This is a genomic window from Mycetocola sp. Y444 (assembly GCF_059445295.1).
This window is the reverse complement of the sequence record NZ_JCAIUB010000002.1, coordinates 979,881-996,896: the sequence shown is the minus strand read 5'-3', so window position 1 is coordinate 996,896 and position 17,016 is coordinate 979,881. Positions and strand designations below refer to the sequence as shown.

Below are 17,016 nucleotides of genomic sequence, written 5' to 3'. Positions count from 1 at the left end.
GGACGGAACTCCAGACCGTAATGAGCAAACCCGGCTCTAACCTCCGGAAGGACTGAGTATTCGGGAAAGCTTATGGATCGAGAAGTGCATCCGCCGCGCGGGGGAAATGTCTCAGTCCGGCTAGTGACCCAGTGTGTATCGCCGCTCGGGTCGTCCCGAGGAATTGCGCACCTCCACGTTCGCCGTTCTGGTCCACCCCGCCCGCTCGTAGGAGCTGATGGCCCGATCGTTGTCAGCGATAACCCAGAGTTCGAGTGGTGTCCCGGCTGTCTCGCTTCGCCGCCGGATGAAGTCGAGCAGCTGTCCGGCGACACCCTGCCCCCAAGCTTGAGGATCCACGGCCAGATAAATGAGTTCCACTACCCCGACGCGTGGGATGAGGATTGCGAACGCGATCGGCGCCTCCTCGTTGCGGGCGACAAGGAGCTGTGCTCCTTCCTGTGACAGTGCGCCCTCAACGCCGGGCAGTTTGTCATCAGCGGAAGGAGTGACGGGGAGTTGATCACGGCGTGCTATAGCGCGGGCCCAGATACCCGCGGCCGCGAGCGCTGCATCATGGCCGTGCTGCTCAGGACCGATGCGGAGCGTGTGTGCGAGGGACTGATCCATCGAGCTGCTGCCGGTCATCCCTCAATCGTTTCACATGCTCGAGGCGACCTCACCGAACGCCGTTCGAGGTTCCGCTTCCGGGACCCGCCGCCCCGTTATAGACAGCTGTGCTGAACCGCCACTTCGAGGGAACCGTCACGAAGTCCCTGTGTCTCGTAACCTAACTGCCTCGAAACCCATGAGGTTTGAAAGGGCGCAGCACGAGAAAGGTTCGGGCGAGCACGTCATGGAGTCGTCACTGTGTGTACCGAAATGATGGGCAACTCGTTCTAGGGGCGACGAGCGGCGTGACGTTTGCGCTGACTCAGCAATAATCCGAGGAGAACAGCTACGAGGATGCGAAGGTCTGACAATGCGAGATGCGCCCAGTCCGGCGCTGTGAGCCACAGAAGGCCCTCGGCGTGCAGAGAGCTCTGCACGCCGAGGGCCTTCCTCGAGCGGTCTCGATGACGTCAGGTGGTGGTGGCTCCCGCCTGTGGCGCGGGAGCATCGTTGTCATCCTCCTCGTGCGCTCCACTCGCGGCCTTCTCTGCCTCGGTCCGCTGATCCCACTTCGGCTTCCGAAGAGCATAGAAGACGAGTGGGGGTGCACCGAGGAGTACGATGACCAGCCCGACGATCCATGGATACGACGCAGCAGGGAAAGCGTTGAATCCTGACGGGGGGATGAACGCCAGGATGAATGCCAGGAGGCACCCGACGAATCCCACCCCGGCGATGAGGTTCATCGCCGGTACCCGGTAGGTGCGCTTGACGTTCGGTCGTTTACGCCGAAGGACGATCGCCGCGGCGAACATCAGCATGTACATGATCAGGTACAGCGCCGCTGCCATGTCTACGAGCGCGACGAATGCCGAACTCACGTTGGGTACGACAACGAAGATCGCCGCGAGGATCGTGACGATGGTGCCTTGGAGCATCAGGATGCCCGACTGGACGCCAGCCTTGTTCCGCTTCTGCAGCGCCGGAGGCAGAAGACCGGACTGGGCAGCGATGAGGAGGCCCTTCGACGGGCCGGCGATCCAGGTGATCACCGACGCCAGCGCACCGGCAGCGATGAGCGCCGACACGATGGCCGTCGCCCAGCTCACTCCCCAGTGATCGAAGTACTCCTGGAAGGCCAGCATGATGCCATTGGTGAGGCCCAGTTCCTTCTCCGGTACCGCGATCGAGATTGCGAGCGTCGGAAGGATGAATACCAGCAGGATCAGGATGGATGCCAGCAGGATCGATTTGGGGTATCCCTTCCCGGGGTCCTTCATCTGGTTCACGTGCACCGCATTGACCTCCATGCCGGCGTAGGCGAGGATGTTCGACACGATCAGCACGATGGACGCGATACCGGTGAACGGCGGGATGATCGCCGACGCGTCAAGCGGGACCTCGCTTTTCTCCCCGGTTCCCAACCAGATGAACCCGAACACGATGAGCAGTGCGGCCGGGAGCAGCGTGCCGAGGATTCCTCCCCACGAACCCAGTTTGGCGAACAGGTTTCCACCGCGCAGGGTGATCAGTGTTGAACCCCAATACAGCACGAGGATCACGATCGCGGTGTACAAACCTGAGCTGGACAGCGTCGGGTCGAAGAAGACGAATGCGAGGGCCGCCGCGATAAACGCGATCTGTGTTGGGTACCACACCACGTTCTGGATCCATTGCAGCCAGACGGCGGTGAACCCCCACCGATCTCCGAAAGCCTCTCGCACCCAGACGAAGACGCCGCCCTTCCATCCTGTCGCGAGCTCCGCTGCCACCAGTGCGGTCGGGATGAGGAAGAAGATCGCCGGGATGATGTAGAGCGTGACGCTGCCGAGCCCGTAGACCGCCATCGCGGGCAGCGAGCGCAGGCTCGCCACCACAACGACCGTGAGCATTGCGAGCTGGCCGACGCCGAGGAAGGTCGTCACGGCCTTCCGTGAGGTGAGTGGATGGTTGGATGCGGCGTGGGCCGCGGCATCCGGCGTTTGTGCAGACGCGTTGGTTGACATGTTCGGCTCCTAGTGGTGGAACGCGGGACGCGGGCCCTCAACGGGCATCGGCGACTCGAGTGCGTCGAGGTAAGCGGTCTCGGTTTCGATGCCTTCAAGCAACTCTTCGGCCAGATCCATGCTGAGCCCGTTGCGCACCACGATGCGCTGCACGACGAGGTCGGTCAGATCGTCTGGCATGGGATAAGCGGGAACCAGCCAGCCCTTCATGCGCAGCCTGTCCTGAAGGTGGTAGAGATTCCAGTTCGAGGTATGTCCCTCTTTCAATCGCCACGCGAAGACCGGGATGTCGCTGCCGTCATTCCACAGTTCGAAAGCGTCCAGTTTCGCGATACCCGCCGAAAGGAACTTCGCGACGTTTTGCGATGCCTGCTGAACGGCGCGGTATCCTTCGAACCCGAGCCGGAGGAACATGTAGTACTGCAGGAGAACCTGGGCGCCGGGGCGCGAGAAGTTGAGCGCAAACGTTGGCATCTTGCCACCCAAATAGCTCACCTGGAAGATGAGGTCCTCTGGGAGCCACTTTGACTCGCGCCACACCACCCAGCCCAGACCTGGGAAGACCAGTCCGTATTTGTGGCCTGACGTGCTGATCGAGTGCACCCGCTCGAGTCGGAAGTCCCAGAGGAGGTCCGGCTGAAGGAACGGTGCGATCATGGCTCCGGAAGCGCCGTCGACGTGGATCGGGACGTCGAGCCCGGTTTTGGCCTGAATGTCGTCGAGCGCCTTGGCGATCTCGGCGACCGGCTCGTACATACCGGTGTAGGTGACACCCATGATGGCGACGACTCCGATGGTGTTCTCGTCGATGTATTTTTCAAGGTCATGCCCGTCGAGTGTCTTGTGCTCCTCGGTGATGGGCACAAATCGGGGTTCGACGTCGAAGTAGTTGCAGAACTTCTCCCAACAGACCTGTACCGCGGAGGACATGACGAGATTCGGCTTCGCGGTGTCTTTACCCGCTGCGCGCCGTGCCTGCTGCCAGCGTCGTTTGAAGGCGAGACCCCCGAGCATGCATGCCTCTGACGATCCGATGGTGGAGGTGCCAATACTCTGGGACGCGTCAGGCGCGTTCCACAGGTTGGCGATCATGTGCCAGCAGTTATCCTCGATCGCCGCCGTCTGCGGGTACTCGTCCTTGTCGATCATGTTCTTATCGAAGGATGCTTCGTAGACCTGCTTGGCGTCGTCATCCATCCAGGTGCTGACGAATGTGGCGAGATTCAATCGGGAGTTTCCGTCGAGCATTGTTTCGTCGTCGACGATTTGTTTCGCTGTTCCGGGCAGAGATTCCTGCTGCGGGATAACGTGTCGGGCGGCAATTGTGGCTTCGCCCGGTCGGGCGAATTGAGGGATCAGATTGTCGTCAGCCTGGGATGTGCTCATTGGTCCGGCTCCATTTCCTTGTGTTGCAGCGGTCCAGATGGATCGCTGACATGCGGTTGTGCGCATCGAATCCGATGGAGAAATCCTTTCTTGCCATAGGAAACCCAAACAGTGCCATTCGCCCCCCTCTCGTCGGCAATTAGCTCACGAGCGAGTAGCCGGCCTCCCCCAGCCGCGGGTTCTACTCCTTGACTAAAGCCCTGTGGGGCGCGAAGTGCTCACCGTGCTGATCGGGTCACGAGTTCGTCCGCGATCGGGCCCTGCCCGAGTCCGGACAATCCTTTCGCCGAACAAGGACTGGTTACAGCTCGACCGTTGCGGCTACAGGGTCGTGCGCCTGGTCCCGAGCGCAATGGGATGATCGTGAAATGGAACTCAAGGACCTTTCTGGCGTACCGCGTGTCGTGCTTCGTCCGGTGGATTACGAGTTCGCATCGGCGACGGGAGATGCTTGGGATGACAACTGGCTTGTCATCGCCGGTGAGGTTACCGCCGATGAACAGAAGTGGTTCTTTCGGCATCCCTCCTTGGTTGTCGATGAAGCAACAGAGATCGCCGAGTGGTTTGAGCGGGTGGCGAATCGGCTTGAAACGCCCACCGCTTTACGCAAGGACGGCGGCATTGACCCGTCCCTTGCTTTCACAGAGCCGAACCTCGCCTTCAGCGTCCAAAGCTACGGCGAGGACACGGTCGTCGTTCGAATTCATTTCGCACTGGAGGCATTGCCTCCGGATCAACGCAGACCGGCAGCCGACTACAGCGCAGAGCTCACGTCGTGGGTCGAAATGAAGATCCTTCTTACAGACGCTGCCAGGGCGGCTGCGACCTGGAGGGAAGAGTATGCATTCTTGCCGCGGCGATGAGAGTCCAGGCGCCCGGCTCAGTACGTGCCTTGTGGCTGTTGGCCCATCAACAAACGCAGCGCCAATTTCGCCGACGACGCCAACGAGGAGAACCGATGAATGAGACCGACACACTCCACGAACTCACCGAAGTGACTGTCGACTCTGGCCACGGAGTTCTTACCGCAGTTGCTCGACGAGGAAACGGCATCCCGATTGTTCTCGTCCACGGCGTTATGGCAGACGCTGCTGCATGGATGCCGGTCGTTGAACGGATCGCACCCGGGCGCCCTGCCCTGATAGTCAACCGGCGCGGACGCACACCCAGCGCCCCACTTGCCCCGGACTATGGCGTCGAGAGGGAGGTCGAGGACTTGCTTCTGTGGCTCTCAACACTTGACGGCCCGGTCGACGTGATCGGCCACAGCTTCGGCGGCCTCATCGCGGTCGAAGCGGTGCGGCGAGGCGCCGATGTTCGCTCCCTCGTGCTGTATGAGCCAGTGGTTCGCCCCTTTGGCGCCGACGTTCTCTCACTCCTGTCTTCGGCCATTACCGCTGGTGATTTTGATGCCGCCGTTGAGATCATCAATGTCGATCTCTCCGGCTACAGCCGAGAGCACGTCGCGTCGTTGCGGTCCGGCCCTGCATGGCCGCGGCTGAGAGAACTTGCCGCGCCAGCCTGGGCCGAGTTAGACGCGATCACGAGACATGAATTCACATCTCTCGCCGGCTGGACGGTGCCGACAACGCTGATTGCGGGCGAAACCAGCAGACATCGCCACCCTTATGGGCCTGGCGTTGACTTCTATCAAGAGGCTCTGGGACTCCAGTCTGTCGTGATCTTGAAGGGGCACGATCACATCGCGCATGTGACCGCCCCGCACGAGCTGGCGCGAACAGTTGAAGAAGGAATTGCGCTCTGAGATTCAGACCTAGTCTGGGCGAACCCCATGAATGCTTGTCGCCGGACGACGTGCACCGTTAGGCTGCGCTAGCTGTACTGCTCAGGAACTTTGGTTGAACCGGTGTGACTGAAATTGGGGACGTCATGTTGTGGGTCGCAATCGTGGGCCTTGCGATAGTCGGACTAGCGACGGGCGCAGTGTCACGTCGTGCTTCGATTGATCGCAAGGTGAGAGACCTACAGGGAAGCGATCCCGAAATCGCTCAGGCGCTCCGCGACGCTCAACGAGACATCGACCAGGGACGCTTCTACGGAAAGCTCTGACGCTGCTACTTCGCACAGTCGACTCCTCGCGCTGGGCGGTGAGCTGCTGTCCGCTGGTGGAGACGCAAGCGTTTCTGGGCGGGTGACCTTCGGCTTCGGTGCATACTTGCGGGATGCACACAGAACCAGGGTCACGCGGCGTCGCAGTCATTACTGGCGGGAGCCGTGGAATCGGATCCGCCACCGCGATCGCCGCGGCACGCGCCGGCTGGTCAGTGCTCGTCACTTATCAGAGTGATGAGCAAGCAGCGGGCAAAGTTGTCGAGACGATTCGAACCGCAGGCGGGCTCGCATCCTCCATCCGCGCAGACATGGCGGACGAAAATGACATAGCGGCGATCTTCGAGGCCGCAGACAAGCTCGGCACCGTTACGGCGTTCGTCGCTAACGCCGGAATCGCCGCCACTCAGTCGAGAGTGGATGAGCTCACCGCTTCACGCGTCGCAGAAATACTCGCGGTCAACGTGGCGGGGCCTCTGCTTGCTTGTGGACATGCGGTGCGACGGATGTCCACACTCCGCGGGGGCGCGGGTGGAGGCATCGTTCTGGTCTCTTCAGCGGCGAGTCGGCTCGGGGCGCCAGGCGAGTACGTGGATTACGCCGCATCAAAGGGCGCGATCGACACTCTCGGCGTCGGCCTGGCGCGTGAAGTTGCCGCTGAAGGCATCCGCGTGAACGTCGTTCGACCTGGAGTCATCGACACGGAGTTGCACGGTCGAAACGGTCGTCCTGATCGGGCAAAGGACCTGGCTCACACCATCCCGATGCAGCGACCCGGCGATCCGGTGGAAGTCGCAGCGGCGATCGTTTGGCTGCTCAGTGACGATGCCAGCTACACCACGGGGAGCATTCTGGACGTGGCGGGAGGACGCTAGAGTTCCGACGCCCACCGGCGGCGCTGCCCACGCTCGCCAGGCCCGGCTTCGATGACGTAACGATCAGTGGACGGTCCCGCCGCCCCGTCGATAATGAACTTGTGATCAATACGCGCGCTGGCTCCAGCCTGGGAGCCCTACTCGCCGTGTGCTTGTTGACCGGTTGCGGAGGGAACGATGTCGCACAGGACGTGCGACCGGGAGTTCCGGACGGATTCGACGTCGACCCAACGGACACCACAATCGCCGCGACCTGGCTCGAACGCGGCGAAACGTTTGCCATCGTTACCTGGGGCAGTTCAACGTGTCCGCCCGCCGCATCCGCCCTTACCGCTGAGGGCACGGATCAGATCGCCGTAACGTTTGCGCCGTCGCCGAACGAAGTCTGCACCGCTGATATCGCGCCGACAACTCATGAGTTCGAACTGCCAGACGAGGTAACACGCACCACAGTCACAATCGATGTCAGCTACGAGGATTCGGACGAGACCCGCACGCTCACCCTCGAGTGATTCTCGTCGGTACCGCTGTCTCAGCAGAACTCCCCGTTCGGCTCTATGGTTCGTGGGGGTTCACGCCGGTCGACACCATCCATTGGCCAGGGAAGACCTACGACAGCGTCGTCATGGCACGCCCCTTGTGACGGGATAGCGCGGAAAAGTACAAGTACCTTTCCAAGTTCGCAAGTAACCTATAGAGTTGCCCACATGGAAAATCACTTCACGGGCGGTGACTCAGCTGGACGAGTCCCCACCCCCTCCCCGTCACAAGCGCGCGATGTTCTCTCCGCACTCGAGGCAGATGGTTCGCGGCTCGCGCAACAGGTTGTGACTCCGTGGTGGTACCACGTGGTGCTGGGAGGCATCGTGGCCCTGTTTGTCGCCTCGCAGGCGCTTCCGCCAGCAGCGGCGAGCGCCGTCGTCGTGCTCGGAATTGTCGCACTCCCTGTGCTCACCACGACATACACCCGGCGCTACGGCGTCTCGCTCAGCCAACCCGCGGGCCCGCGCAGCAAACGCCTCCTCATCGTCACGTTCAGCGTTCTCGTGCTGGCGATGATCGGCGGGTTGATGATCAAGCTTGGCGGGCTCGCCCAAGGGTGGGTATTGGTGCCGGCCGCGCTTGCCTTCGTTGCCACTGTCGTGCTCGGCCGCCGTTACGACGATGCGCTCCGCAGCGAGATTGCTGGCAGGGACAGTAGAGACGCATGACGGCACCTACTCCCCCAGCCTTCAACGACGTGATCCATTCGCCGGTACGTTTGCGCATCTGCGCGTTGATGCGGCGCACCACCGAGCTGGAGTTTGCCGTGATCCGCGACACACTCGAACTGAACGATGCCAACCTGTCGAAAAACCTCAAGGTGCTCAGCGAAGCGGGACTCATCTCGGTGCGCAAGGAGAGCTCACCCGAGAGAACCGACTCGCGGCGGCTGACCTGGGTGTCACTGACCGCCAACGGACGCGGCGCTCTCGAAGGCCACCTCGCCGCACTTGCCCAGATCGCAGACAGTACACCCGCCGTCGATGACTGACCTCCTCCGCGGTTATCGCGTCACGCGATACCGGGCGTAGATAACTCCCGATGAGAACGTCCGCGTCTCGACGAGTTCGAGATCCGCGCGCCTCTCCTCGTGCGGGAAGAACGGGATGCCGCCGCCCAGCAACACCGGAGAGATCCTGACGCGATATTCATCGATCAGGCCCAGCTCGGCTGCGGCCGCGGCGAGAGTCGGGCCGCCGATCGCAATCTCGCCATCGCCCTCGGCGCGCAGCCGCTCGATCTCCTCGGCCAGCCCGCCAGACGCCAGCCGGGTATTGCCCTGCACCTCCGTCAAGGTGGTGGAGAAGACCACCTTGGGCAGGGTCTTCCACAGTGCCGCCCACGTGAGGCTTGCGGCGTCGAGCGAGGAGTCCTGATCGGCGGTCTCCCAGTACACCATCGTCTCGTAGAGCCGTCGGCCCAGGAGATGAACGTCCACCCCGCGGATCTCGTCGATGACGAAGCTGAAAACTTCGTCATCGGGAGCGCCCCAGTCGAGGTCGCCGTCCGGGTCCACGACATAGCCGTCGAGCGACACCCCCATCGAATACGTCACAGTGCGCATCAGAAGACCTCCTCGGCAACGGATCCATCGTAAGAACGAACGACAACCGAGGCTAGTGGCGCGCTGGGGTTGTCGACGAAGGTCGACCCGGGCGCATCAGATCACGGCAACACGTCGGCGATGATCTGGCGGGCAACGACCCCCGGCGCGTTCTCGGGCAGCCAGTGGTTCTCCTCCACCTCCAGAAACCGGTACCTGACCCGCACGAACGACCCGCTGAGTTCGGCAGCGCGACGTCCAAGGGCCTGATCGCCGTTACCCCAGACATACGTGGTCGGCACCGTCACTGCCCGGGCGCGGGGTGCGTCCCGGTCCGGTAGCCACATTCCCCGGTACCAGTTGAGCCCTCCGGTGAGCCGCCCCCGCTTCGACATGAACCTTCCATATTCATCCGCGGCAGAGGGGTTCAGCCCCATCCGTCGCAGCAGCGCGGCAAGGCGTCCGCGCAGCAGAGCCTCGGGCAAAACGGGCAGTTGGAATACGAGAATGTAGAAGGACCGTAACAACTGGGCGGATGTCACAAGCGAACGAACCAGCGCGGCCGGATGCGGTGTTGACAGAACAGTGAGGCCGGTGAGCCGCTCCGGCGCCGCCGCTCCCAGTTGCCAGGCGATCGCACCACCCCAGTCGTGCCCAACGAGATGGACGCGCTCGACTCCAGCGGCGTCCAGCAACGCGAGCGCATCGCGCTGGAGCTCCACGGCGCGATAGTCCCGTCGCCGCCGCGGACGAGCTCCATCGGAATATCCGCGCTGATCCGGGGCCAGCGTCCGGAGCCCAGCCGCGTTCAGGATCGGCACGACGCCGTCGAACGAGTGCCGGTTGGCTGGGAACCCGTGCAACAGCACGACGGTCGACCCGTCCAGCGGGCCACTGTCGGCCACGTCGAAGGTGAGGCCGTCCCTGGAGTACGTGCTGATGCGCTTCGCGGTGCTGCGATCGGTCATGCCATCATCTTCGCCGAATTCGTCCACCGGATGCAGGGGGTGTTCCGCTCGTACCCCGAGCGCGAAAGAACGCCGGTGCGCACCACTGGGCGCACCGGCGTTCATCGTTCCGCTACTCGGCGACCCTGCGGCGGCGGACCATCAGTGCTGCACCGAGTCCGAGGAGTACAACGGCGACCGTCACCCAGCTCAGAACCGACGCGCCGGTGTGGGCCAGGTCGTCGTCGGTGCCTGCAGAGGTACCCGCCTCGTCGGTCGGTTGCTCGACCACGGGACCGTCCACGACCGGGACCGCCGCGCCGGGTTCGCCGACGGTCGGCTCTTCACCGCTCGGCGGAACAACCGCTGCCGGATCGAGAACCTCGAACGCAGCCGCCTGCGAATAGCCCGAGCCGAAACCGGTGGCCACGAACTCGTGGGCGCCAACCTCCGCGCCAGCGGGAATCGCGACCTCGAACGACACTGAACCGTCAGGGCTGACAACCGAGCCAACTGTCACAGGTTCCGAGTGGAACACCAGGTCCACCGTCTCCCCGGTACGGAACCCGTCACCGGTTACCGTGACTGTGGTGCCAGCGGGACCGGCAGCGGGCGAAACCTCGAGAGTCCCGAGTTCAGCGAGTGCCTCTTCACAGGCATCGCCCTGCACACCCACCTCTGGCAGAGACGCCCCAGCGACACCGTTGCGATCGACGACGCCGTCGTCTTCGCGCAGGACAATGGCACCGAAAGCATCGCCAATAGTCGCACCACCCTGCGTGTTCGACACGTTGGTGACGTACGACGCACTCGCTGCGGTGCTCGCCGCGCTGTCGCCCTCGATGGTGATCGTGACAGCCTTGCAGATCTCGCCGGGCGAGAACTCCACTTTTTGCATCGCTGTCCCGACGCGTCCGACACCCGAGCCCAGCGCCGTGAAGTACATCGTCGACGCGGTCTCGGCAGGCTTCGACAACACGACCGGCACGCTCACCGATCCGATGCCATTTCCTTCATCAACGGTCACCTCCGGCACCGACGCGACCGGACGGGTCGAGAGTTCAACGCTTCCAACGCCGGGTGCGGCCAGGAAGGCGAGGTCGGAGAGCAGAACTCCCCCGTCGGCCCGTGCACCGGTGAAGCGAACTTCCCGAACATCAGCGAGATCGACCCCGTCGAATGCCACCACCGGAACCGCGATCTGCTGCAGCAGTGCCTTACGGAGAGGGTTTGTCGAGCCGGGAAGCACGGTAAGCGCGTCTCCGAATTCGGATGCCGTCACCGACGCGGAGCCTCCGGAACCATCGAGAAGCGTGACCGTGACCTCCGTCGAACCAGTCACCGTGTCATCCGGACTCACCCGGAACGACAGATTTTCGTACGCGGAGGCATTCACGGAGCCACCGGGCACCCGCACGCGAAGCTCGCCAGCGGCATCCGATTCTCGAACTGGTTCTGTGTACGAGAAGTGCATCGCCGTCGTGGACGGAACCGAGTTGGCCTTGCCGTTCGAACCGGTGGTGCTCCAGTCCGGCGCCTGGGCGAACTCAAGCCTGGTGATGCAGTACGGAAGCACGCCAGGAACATCCACCGGGCTGAGGCTCTCGCAGACGGCGTACGTGCCCGCACCCGTCACCCGGACCGTTGTGTCGGGAGCTGTGAAGTTGTTGATGTCGAAACGCGCCGACGAGGGGAGAGTTGCGCTCACTCGAACATCGGCACGGCCTGCCGACAGCGGCTTCGCGTCGCTACCGTCAAACATCGGGAGGAACTGCTCGTCACCACCGCCGGTCAGACGGAAGAACGCAGCGATGTACGCGTTGCCGAATGCGTATTGCTCGTCGGCGTTCAACCGGGTCGGAGCGCTCGCGCCACAGGTCGGGTCGGTCTGGTTCCTGTCCATGATCGCCCAGTCATCGCTCGTCGCGACGGGGTACTTACCCGGGGTCCATGCCGTGTTGAAGTAGTTGTGATTCGTTCCCATCACAAGAACAGACGAACGGAGCACGTCATCGCCATAAGCGTGACGAGAGTCGTCGATGTACTTCTGGCCCATCTGGTCTTCGACGTCGCCGTCACAGTAGGGCAGGATCGTGGCGGTCGGGATGCCGGGAACGGTGATCCGGGTGTAGTCCGTCGGGGCAAGGGGCAGCACACCGGTGATGCCGAACGGCTGCTCGAGTTCTGCGTTGAGCACAGCTGCACGCATCACGCCCTCACCACCGCGGGAGTGGCCCATCAGGCCAACATTGTCGAGGTCGAGCTGACCGGCAAGCGCAGCGCTGAGGCCGACGTCTGCGCCCGCATTCGCCTGGCGCAGGAGCGCGAGGTGATCGAGGACCAGCTGTCCGCGGGCTGCCGCACCGGTGTCATCCGCGAGGGAGCCGTCGAGGGCGTTGATGGCGTTCGCTGAAATCGAGACGACGGCGTAACCCTGGCTGGCGAGGATCGCGGCCGCGTCGTTGTAGCCGAGGTAGCTTTCGACATCGACCTGGTCGGGGTTGCAGGGCCACGCAAGCGGGTTACGGGCCCCGCCGGCACAGGAGGTGTGGCGCCCATGAAGGAACACGACGACCGGGCGCTCGCCCGTTGCGCCGGTCGGCATGAACACAGCCGCACGCATCTCGCCCTTCCGGTCAAAGTCCCGGATCTCGACTGCCTCGTCTCCGAGGTCGTAGTCGTAGCGTGCGACGGCATACGGGCCGACTGCCGCTGGGTCATCGGCGAGGACAGCAACGTCGCGGGCCGGTGGTTCCACAGCACGCAGCCGTGAGCGCTTCTCGGGGATGTCGACGGTCGGGTCGCCAGCCCCGCTCCAGCCCTGGCTGATATCAGAGGCGGTGGTCACCATCGGGTCCGACGTCGTGACGGTGAGCGTAAGGCCGTCGAGCGACTCGGTCGCGATACCGAGTTCGATTCCGTCAGCCCACAGGGTGGCGGCATCCGCCCGGATCTCGAGGGGTACTGACAGAGTTTTATCGACCTGATAGCCGCCGGGAACCGTGGTGACGGACCAGTCGTCGCCCTGGGCGATGACCGGAGATGTCGCTGTGACGGCGAAGGCGGGTGGGGAAATGAATACGGGGGTTGCTGCAAGGCAGAGAGCGGTGGCTATTGCCACACTTCTCCACGGGCGCGCTGATCTGGGCAAGCTGCTCCTGTGTGAATGGGACGGGGTTGCGCACCTCGCCGGTCCGTTCACTCGACGTACAACTGTCGGTCCAACAAGGAGCGCTGCAAACCTATCGGCGCGAATCGGCCGAAACCGGCCAGGAAATCAGACCGAAACAGACTCTTAACCGCGGTGCTCTTTTCGTGACGCCGCGTCGTCGATGATGACCTCCATGTCCCGGCGAGGCAGCGGAAAACCGTCGAGTCGTCCAACGGGGAAATTGCCCAGCAACTGGACCAGCTCGGGCGGGACCCCACCCGGACGAGACTCAAGCGCTTCCGTCAGCATGGGGCCAGCCACGGGGTGTGCCAGCACCTCCTCGAACGACGACTCGAGCGAGAGCGGGAGTACGACGTCGTCGCCGTCGAGCTCGAGCGCGGTAGTTGTGCGGATATCGCGGCTCGAGGCGCCGACCTCGATACCGTACGAACCGCGCTCGACAACCCAGCGGTCGATTCGGACGTCCCAGTAGGCCAGCTCGTCGCGACGCACGACGACAACGGCCTCGGCCGTCTCCCCCGGCTCAAGGGACACCACAGCAAAGCCCTTCAGCTCGCGGGGCGGCCGCTGGACCGTCGATGAGGGCAGCGAGGTGTAAACCTGAACGACTTCCCGACCGGCCACCGACCCGGTGTTCGTCACCGGCACGGTGACCACGATGTCGCCGTCGGCGCCCACGGTCGCGGACACATCGCCGTACTCGAAGCGCGTGTACGACAGACCATGACCGAAGGGGAACGCCACATCTGCTCGTGCGTCGTCGTACCACCGATACCCCACCAGGAGGCCCTCGCCGTAGCGCACGTGCCCGTGCTCACCGGGAAAGTTGCCGAAGGAGGGGGTGTCCTCCAGCCGCAGCGGGATCGTCTCGGTGAGTTTGCCGGAGGGATTGACGGTGCCGAATAAGACATCAGCCGTCGCAGATCCACCGGCCTGGCCGAGCAGCCATCCCTCCAGAATCGCCGACACGGATCCGGCGAACGGCAGCGTGACCGCTCCGCCGTTGGACAGCACCACGACGGTGTTTCGATTGACTGCAGCAACAGCGTCGATGAGGCGCAGCTGATCGGCGGGGAGCTCCATGTGCTGGCGGTCGAACCCCTCTGACTCCTCGTCGGCCGGAACCCCGAGGAAGACGACGGCGACGTCGCATTCGGATGCCGCCGCGACGGCATCCGTTCGAAGCGCGTCGGTGTCCCCACTGCCGTCGAGCGTGAAACCGGGAGCGAACACCACGTCGGCGGTCGCTTCGGCGCGGATCGCATCCAGCGCGTTGTCGAGACGGGTTGGGTTGATCTGCGATGATCCCGCGCCCTGATACCGGGGCGTCCTCGCGAACTCACCGATCACCGCGATCCTGGCGTCGCGCGCCAGCGGCAGCACCTCATCGTCATTCTTCAGCAGCACCAGGCACCTGCCGGCAACCTCACGTGCGAGCGCGTGGTGGGCGTCGACGTCCAGCGGACCGGGCGCGGCCGGACGTGCCTGCGCCTTGCGCACCAGATTCACGACCCGACGGGCAACCCGATCAAGTGCATCCTCCGGGAGCGAGCCGTTCTGCACCGCATCGACCACCTGCGCGTCGGTTCGACCGCCACTCGACGGCATTTCCAGGTCCAGACCCGCCGCGACACCCGCGACCCTGTCGTTCACGGCGCCCCAGTCAGACACGACGAGTCCTTCGAAGCCCCATTCGTCGCGCAACACAGTCGTTAGCAGCCAAGGATCTTCCGAGGTGTACACGCCGTTGATCCTGTTGTACGAGCACATGACGGTCCACGGCTGAACGTCGCGCACCACCCGCTCGAAACCACGCAGGTAAATCTCGCGCAACGGGCGAGGATCGACGTCACTCGACACACGAAGCCGATCCGTCTCCTGGTTATTCGCGGCGAAGTGTTTGAGCGAAGCACCGACACCCTGCGACTGGATTCCACGAACGAGAGCGGATGCCATCACGCCGGAAACTATCGGATCTTCCGAAAAATACTCAAAGTTGCGGCCGCACAACGGGGAGCGTTTGATGTTGATGCCAGGGCCGAGAAGAACCGCGACGTCCTCAATGGCCGACTCCACACCGAGAGCCTCCCCGACGCGCTCGGCCGCGTCGACGTCCCAGGACGCGCCCAACCCCACCGCCGGCGGAAAGCAGGTCGCCGGTACGCTCGCCGCCAACCCCAGGTGATCGGTGTCACCGGCCTGTTTGCGGAGACCGTGCGGGCCGTCGGTCAGCATGACCGAGGGGATGCCAGCTCGGTCAACTGCCTTGGTTCTCCAGAAGTCCGCTCCGCTGGTGAGCGATGCCTTCTCCTCGAGGGTGAGGTCAGAGAGGTCGTCCATGAAAGAGCCCTTCCGTCGGCCGAACCGGCAACGCTGCCGGTTCGGATCGGCACGGAGATCGTGCTTGCGATTCGCAACTCTATCGGGCTACATTTCCACAGACAAGGATCCGTGTCCTCCAGCGACCGGTTCCCCACCCAACCGGCCAAAGGGGGCAGGTATGTCGACATCGAGCGGGTCCGCAGCGGGCATGCCGTCGCGCATGACGACGGCAACAACGGTCGTACGGGAGCACCACTGGATACCTGAACCGACGGAGCCAGCCAAGAAAAGCTATGTGCTCTGGCTGCTCCTCGCGCAGCTGTTCTTCTTCATCGCACTTCTCGGCCCGGCGATCGTCGGAATCGGGATCAAAATCCAGTCGCTCGTGGCGGCGGGCGCAATCCCCGAGAACGGCGCAACCGGAGCGGCAGCCGTACTCGGTGGCTTCGGAGCGCTCTTCGCCACCGTTGCCAACGTGATCTTCGGACGCCTGTCCGACCGTACGACGAGCAAGCTGGGGCGCCGTCGAATCTGGGTCGTCAGCGGCACCGTCATCATGACCCTGGCCTTCGTCATCATGGCGCTGGCACCCAGCCTGCTCATCGCGACTGTGGGCTGGTCGATCGCTCAGCTGGGTGCCAACATGACGCTGGCACCGTTCATTGCGACAATTGCCGACCAGGTGCCCAAGTTCCAGCGGGGCAAGATCGCCGCGGCGCTGGGCATCGCGCAGAACGTCGGCATCCTGGGTGGCACCTACGTCGCCGAGTGGTTCGCTGACCAGCTGATCATCATGTTTGTGGGTCCATCCGTTCTGGCGATCATCGTGATGGTCATCTTCGCTTTCGTCCTGCCAGACAAGGTGCTCCCGGTTCACCCACCGCGCGCATCGTTGCGCGACTGGGCCGAGACGTTCTGGGTCAGCCCGGCGAGGTACCCCGACTACGGACTGGCCTGGTGGTCACGATTCCTCATCACCTTCGCGAGCTTCGGCTTCACTACCTTCCGGTTCTTCTACCTGCTCAACCACATCGGGGTCGAGGAAGAAGATGTCCCCGCCGTGATCTCGACCAGTGTGCTCATCTACACCGTCGCGCTCGTCGCTGTGAGCTATTTCGCGGGCTGGCTCTCCGACAAAATCGGCCGACGCAAGGTGTTCGTCTGGAGCTCAACGGCGCTCTTCGCCATCGGCACGTTCGCCCTGATCTTCGTGGATGACGTCGGTACGTTCTTCATTCTCGAGGCCATTCTGGGAGTCGCCTACGGCATGTACGTTGGCGTCGACCTCGCACTGGTTGTCGACGTGCTACCCAACCCTGATGACTCAGGGAAGGACCTCGGTGTGTTCAACATCGCCAACGCGCTCCCGCAGACGATTGCCCCGCTGATTGGCGGCATCCTCGTTTACGTCGGTGATCCAACCGGCAGCAACTACGGGTTGTGGTTCACCGTCTGTGCTGTCGCCGCGATCATCGGTGCTCTCGTGATTTTCCCGATAAAGAAAGTCAGATAGCGCTTCGCCGCGAACGCGAAAACACCCGTTCCGGTCGAGAACATCCGG

The 17,016-nt window shown here is 63.3% G+C and carries 14 protein-coding genes; 7 read left to right on the top strand and 7 right to left on the bottom strand.

The genetic code is table 11. From position 1 onward, the window contains the following. Nucleotides 1–120: 120 nt before the first annotated feature. The 3 genes from AC1C2M_RS11335 to gad all read right to left on the bottom strand — a co-directional run bounded on the left by AC1C2M_RS11335 (nt 121) and on the right by gad (nt 3,983). Nucleotides 121–627, bottom strand: coding sequence for a GNAT family N-acetyltransferase (locus AC1C2M_RS11335; RefSeq protein ID WP_495433047.1), 507 nt, complete (start codon nt 625–627; stop codon nt 121–123). Between the two features lie 434 nt (nt 628–1,061). After that, entirely contained in the window at nt 1,062–2,597 is a 1,536-nt protein-coding gene (gadC, locus tag AC1C2M_RS11330) for a glutamate/gamma-aminobutyrate antiporter GadC (protein WP_483405854.1), read from the bottom strand. Between the two features lie 9 nt (nt 2,598–2,606). Further along, a complete protein-coding gene (gene gad, locus AC1C2M_RS11325) occupies nt 2,607–3,983 on the bottom strand; it encodes a glutamate decarboxylase (protein ID WP_483405853.1) in 1,377 nt (458 codons plus the stop codon). Between the two features lie 368 nt (nt 3,984–4,351). Here gad and AC1C2M_RS11320 point away from each other — a divergent pair, with 368 nt between their 5' ends. The 6 genes from AC1C2M_RS11320 (at nt 4,352) to AC1C2M_RS11295 (ending at nt 8,462) form a co-directional block, all read left to right on the top strand. Then, nucleotides 4,352–4,846: a WapI family immunity protein gene (locus AC1C2M_RS11320; protein WP_495436455.1), complete on the top strand. Its 495-nt coding sequence runs from the start codon at nt 4,352–4,354 to the stop codon at nt 4,844–4,846. A gap of 95 nt (nt 4,847–4,941) precedes the next feature. Further along, nucleotides 4,942–5,748, top strand: coding sequence for an alpha/beta fold hydrolase (locus AC1C2M_RS11315; protein ID WP_495436454.1), 807 nt, complete (start codon nt 4,942–4,944; stop codon nt 5,746–5,748). A 418-nt stretch (nt 5,749–6,166) separates the two neighbouring features. After that, nucleotides 6,167–6,928, top strand: coding sequence for an SDR family oxidoreductase (locus tag AC1C2M_RS11310; protein ID WP_495436453.1), 762 nt, complete (start codon nt 6,167–6,169; stop codon nt 6,926–6,928). A gap of 101 nt (nt 6,929–7,029) precedes the next feature. Beyond that, a complete protein-coding gene (locus AC1C2M_RS11305) occupies nt 7,030–7,440 on the top strand; it encodes a hypothetical protein (RefSeq protein ID WP_495436451.1) in 411 nt (136 codons plus the stop codon). A 195-nt stretch (nt 7,441–7,635) separates the two neighbouring features. Further along, nucleotides 7,636–8,139 (top strand): hypothetical protein, encoded by a 504-nt coding sequence (locus tag AC1C2M_RS11300; RefSeq protein ID WP_495436449.1) that lies wholly within the window; start codon nt 7,636–7,638, stop codon nt 8,137–8,139. Then, entirely contained in the window at nt 8,136–8,462 is a 327-nt protein-coding gene (locus tag AC1C2M_RS11295; RefSeq protein ID WP_483405846.1) for a transcriptional regulator, read from the top strand. The genes AC1C2M_RS11300 and AC1C2M_RS11295 overlap by 4 nt, the downstream gene beginning before the upstream one ends. A 12-nt stretch (nt 8,463–8,474) precedes the next feature. On the opposite strand, the gene AC1C2M_RS11290 is transcribed toward AC1C2M_RS11295, so the two are convergent. From AC1C2M_RS11290 to AC1C2M_RS11275, 4 genes are all read right to left on the bottom strand, one after another. After that, nucleotides 8,475–9,035: a dihydrofolate reductase family protein gene (locus AC1C2M_RS11290; protein ID WP_495436448.1), complete on the bottom strand. Its 561-nt coding sequence runs from the start codon at nt 9,033–9,035 to the stop codon at nt 8,475–8,477. 101 nt (nt 9,036–9,136) lie between these two features. Beyond that, nucleotides 9,137–9,982: an alpha/beta fold hydrolase gene (locus tag AC1C2M_RS11285; protein WP_495436446.1), complete on the bottom strand. Its 846-nt coding sequence runs from the start codon at nt 9,980–9,982 to the stop codon at nt 9,137–9,139. Between the two features lie 112 nt (nt 9,983–10,094). Continuing rightward, entirely contained in the window at nt 10,095–13,082 is a 2,988-nt protein-coding gene (locus AC1C2M_RS11280; RefSeq protein ID WP_495436445.1) for an LAVTG motif-containing sortase-dependent surface protein, read from the bottom strand. Between the two features lie 174 nt (nt 13,083–13,256). Next, nucleotides 13,257–15,473: a glycoside hydrolase family 3 C-terminal domain-containing protein gene (locus AC1C2M_RS11275; RefSeq protein ID WP_495436444.1), complete on the bottom strand. Its 2,217-nt coding sequence runs from the start codon at nt 15,471–15,473 to the stop codon at nt 13,257–13,259. Between the two features lie 160 nt (nt 15,474–15,633). Here AC1C2M_RS11275 and AC1C2M_RS11270 point away from each other — a divergent pair, with 160 nt between their 5' ends. Next, complete coding sequence (locus AC1C2M_RS11270; protein WP_483405841.1) at nt 15,634–16,968, top strand: MFS transporter; 1,335 nt, start codon at nt 15,634–15,636, stop codon at nt 16,966–16,968. The last annotated feature ends 48 nt before the right edge of the window (nt 16,969–17,016 follow it).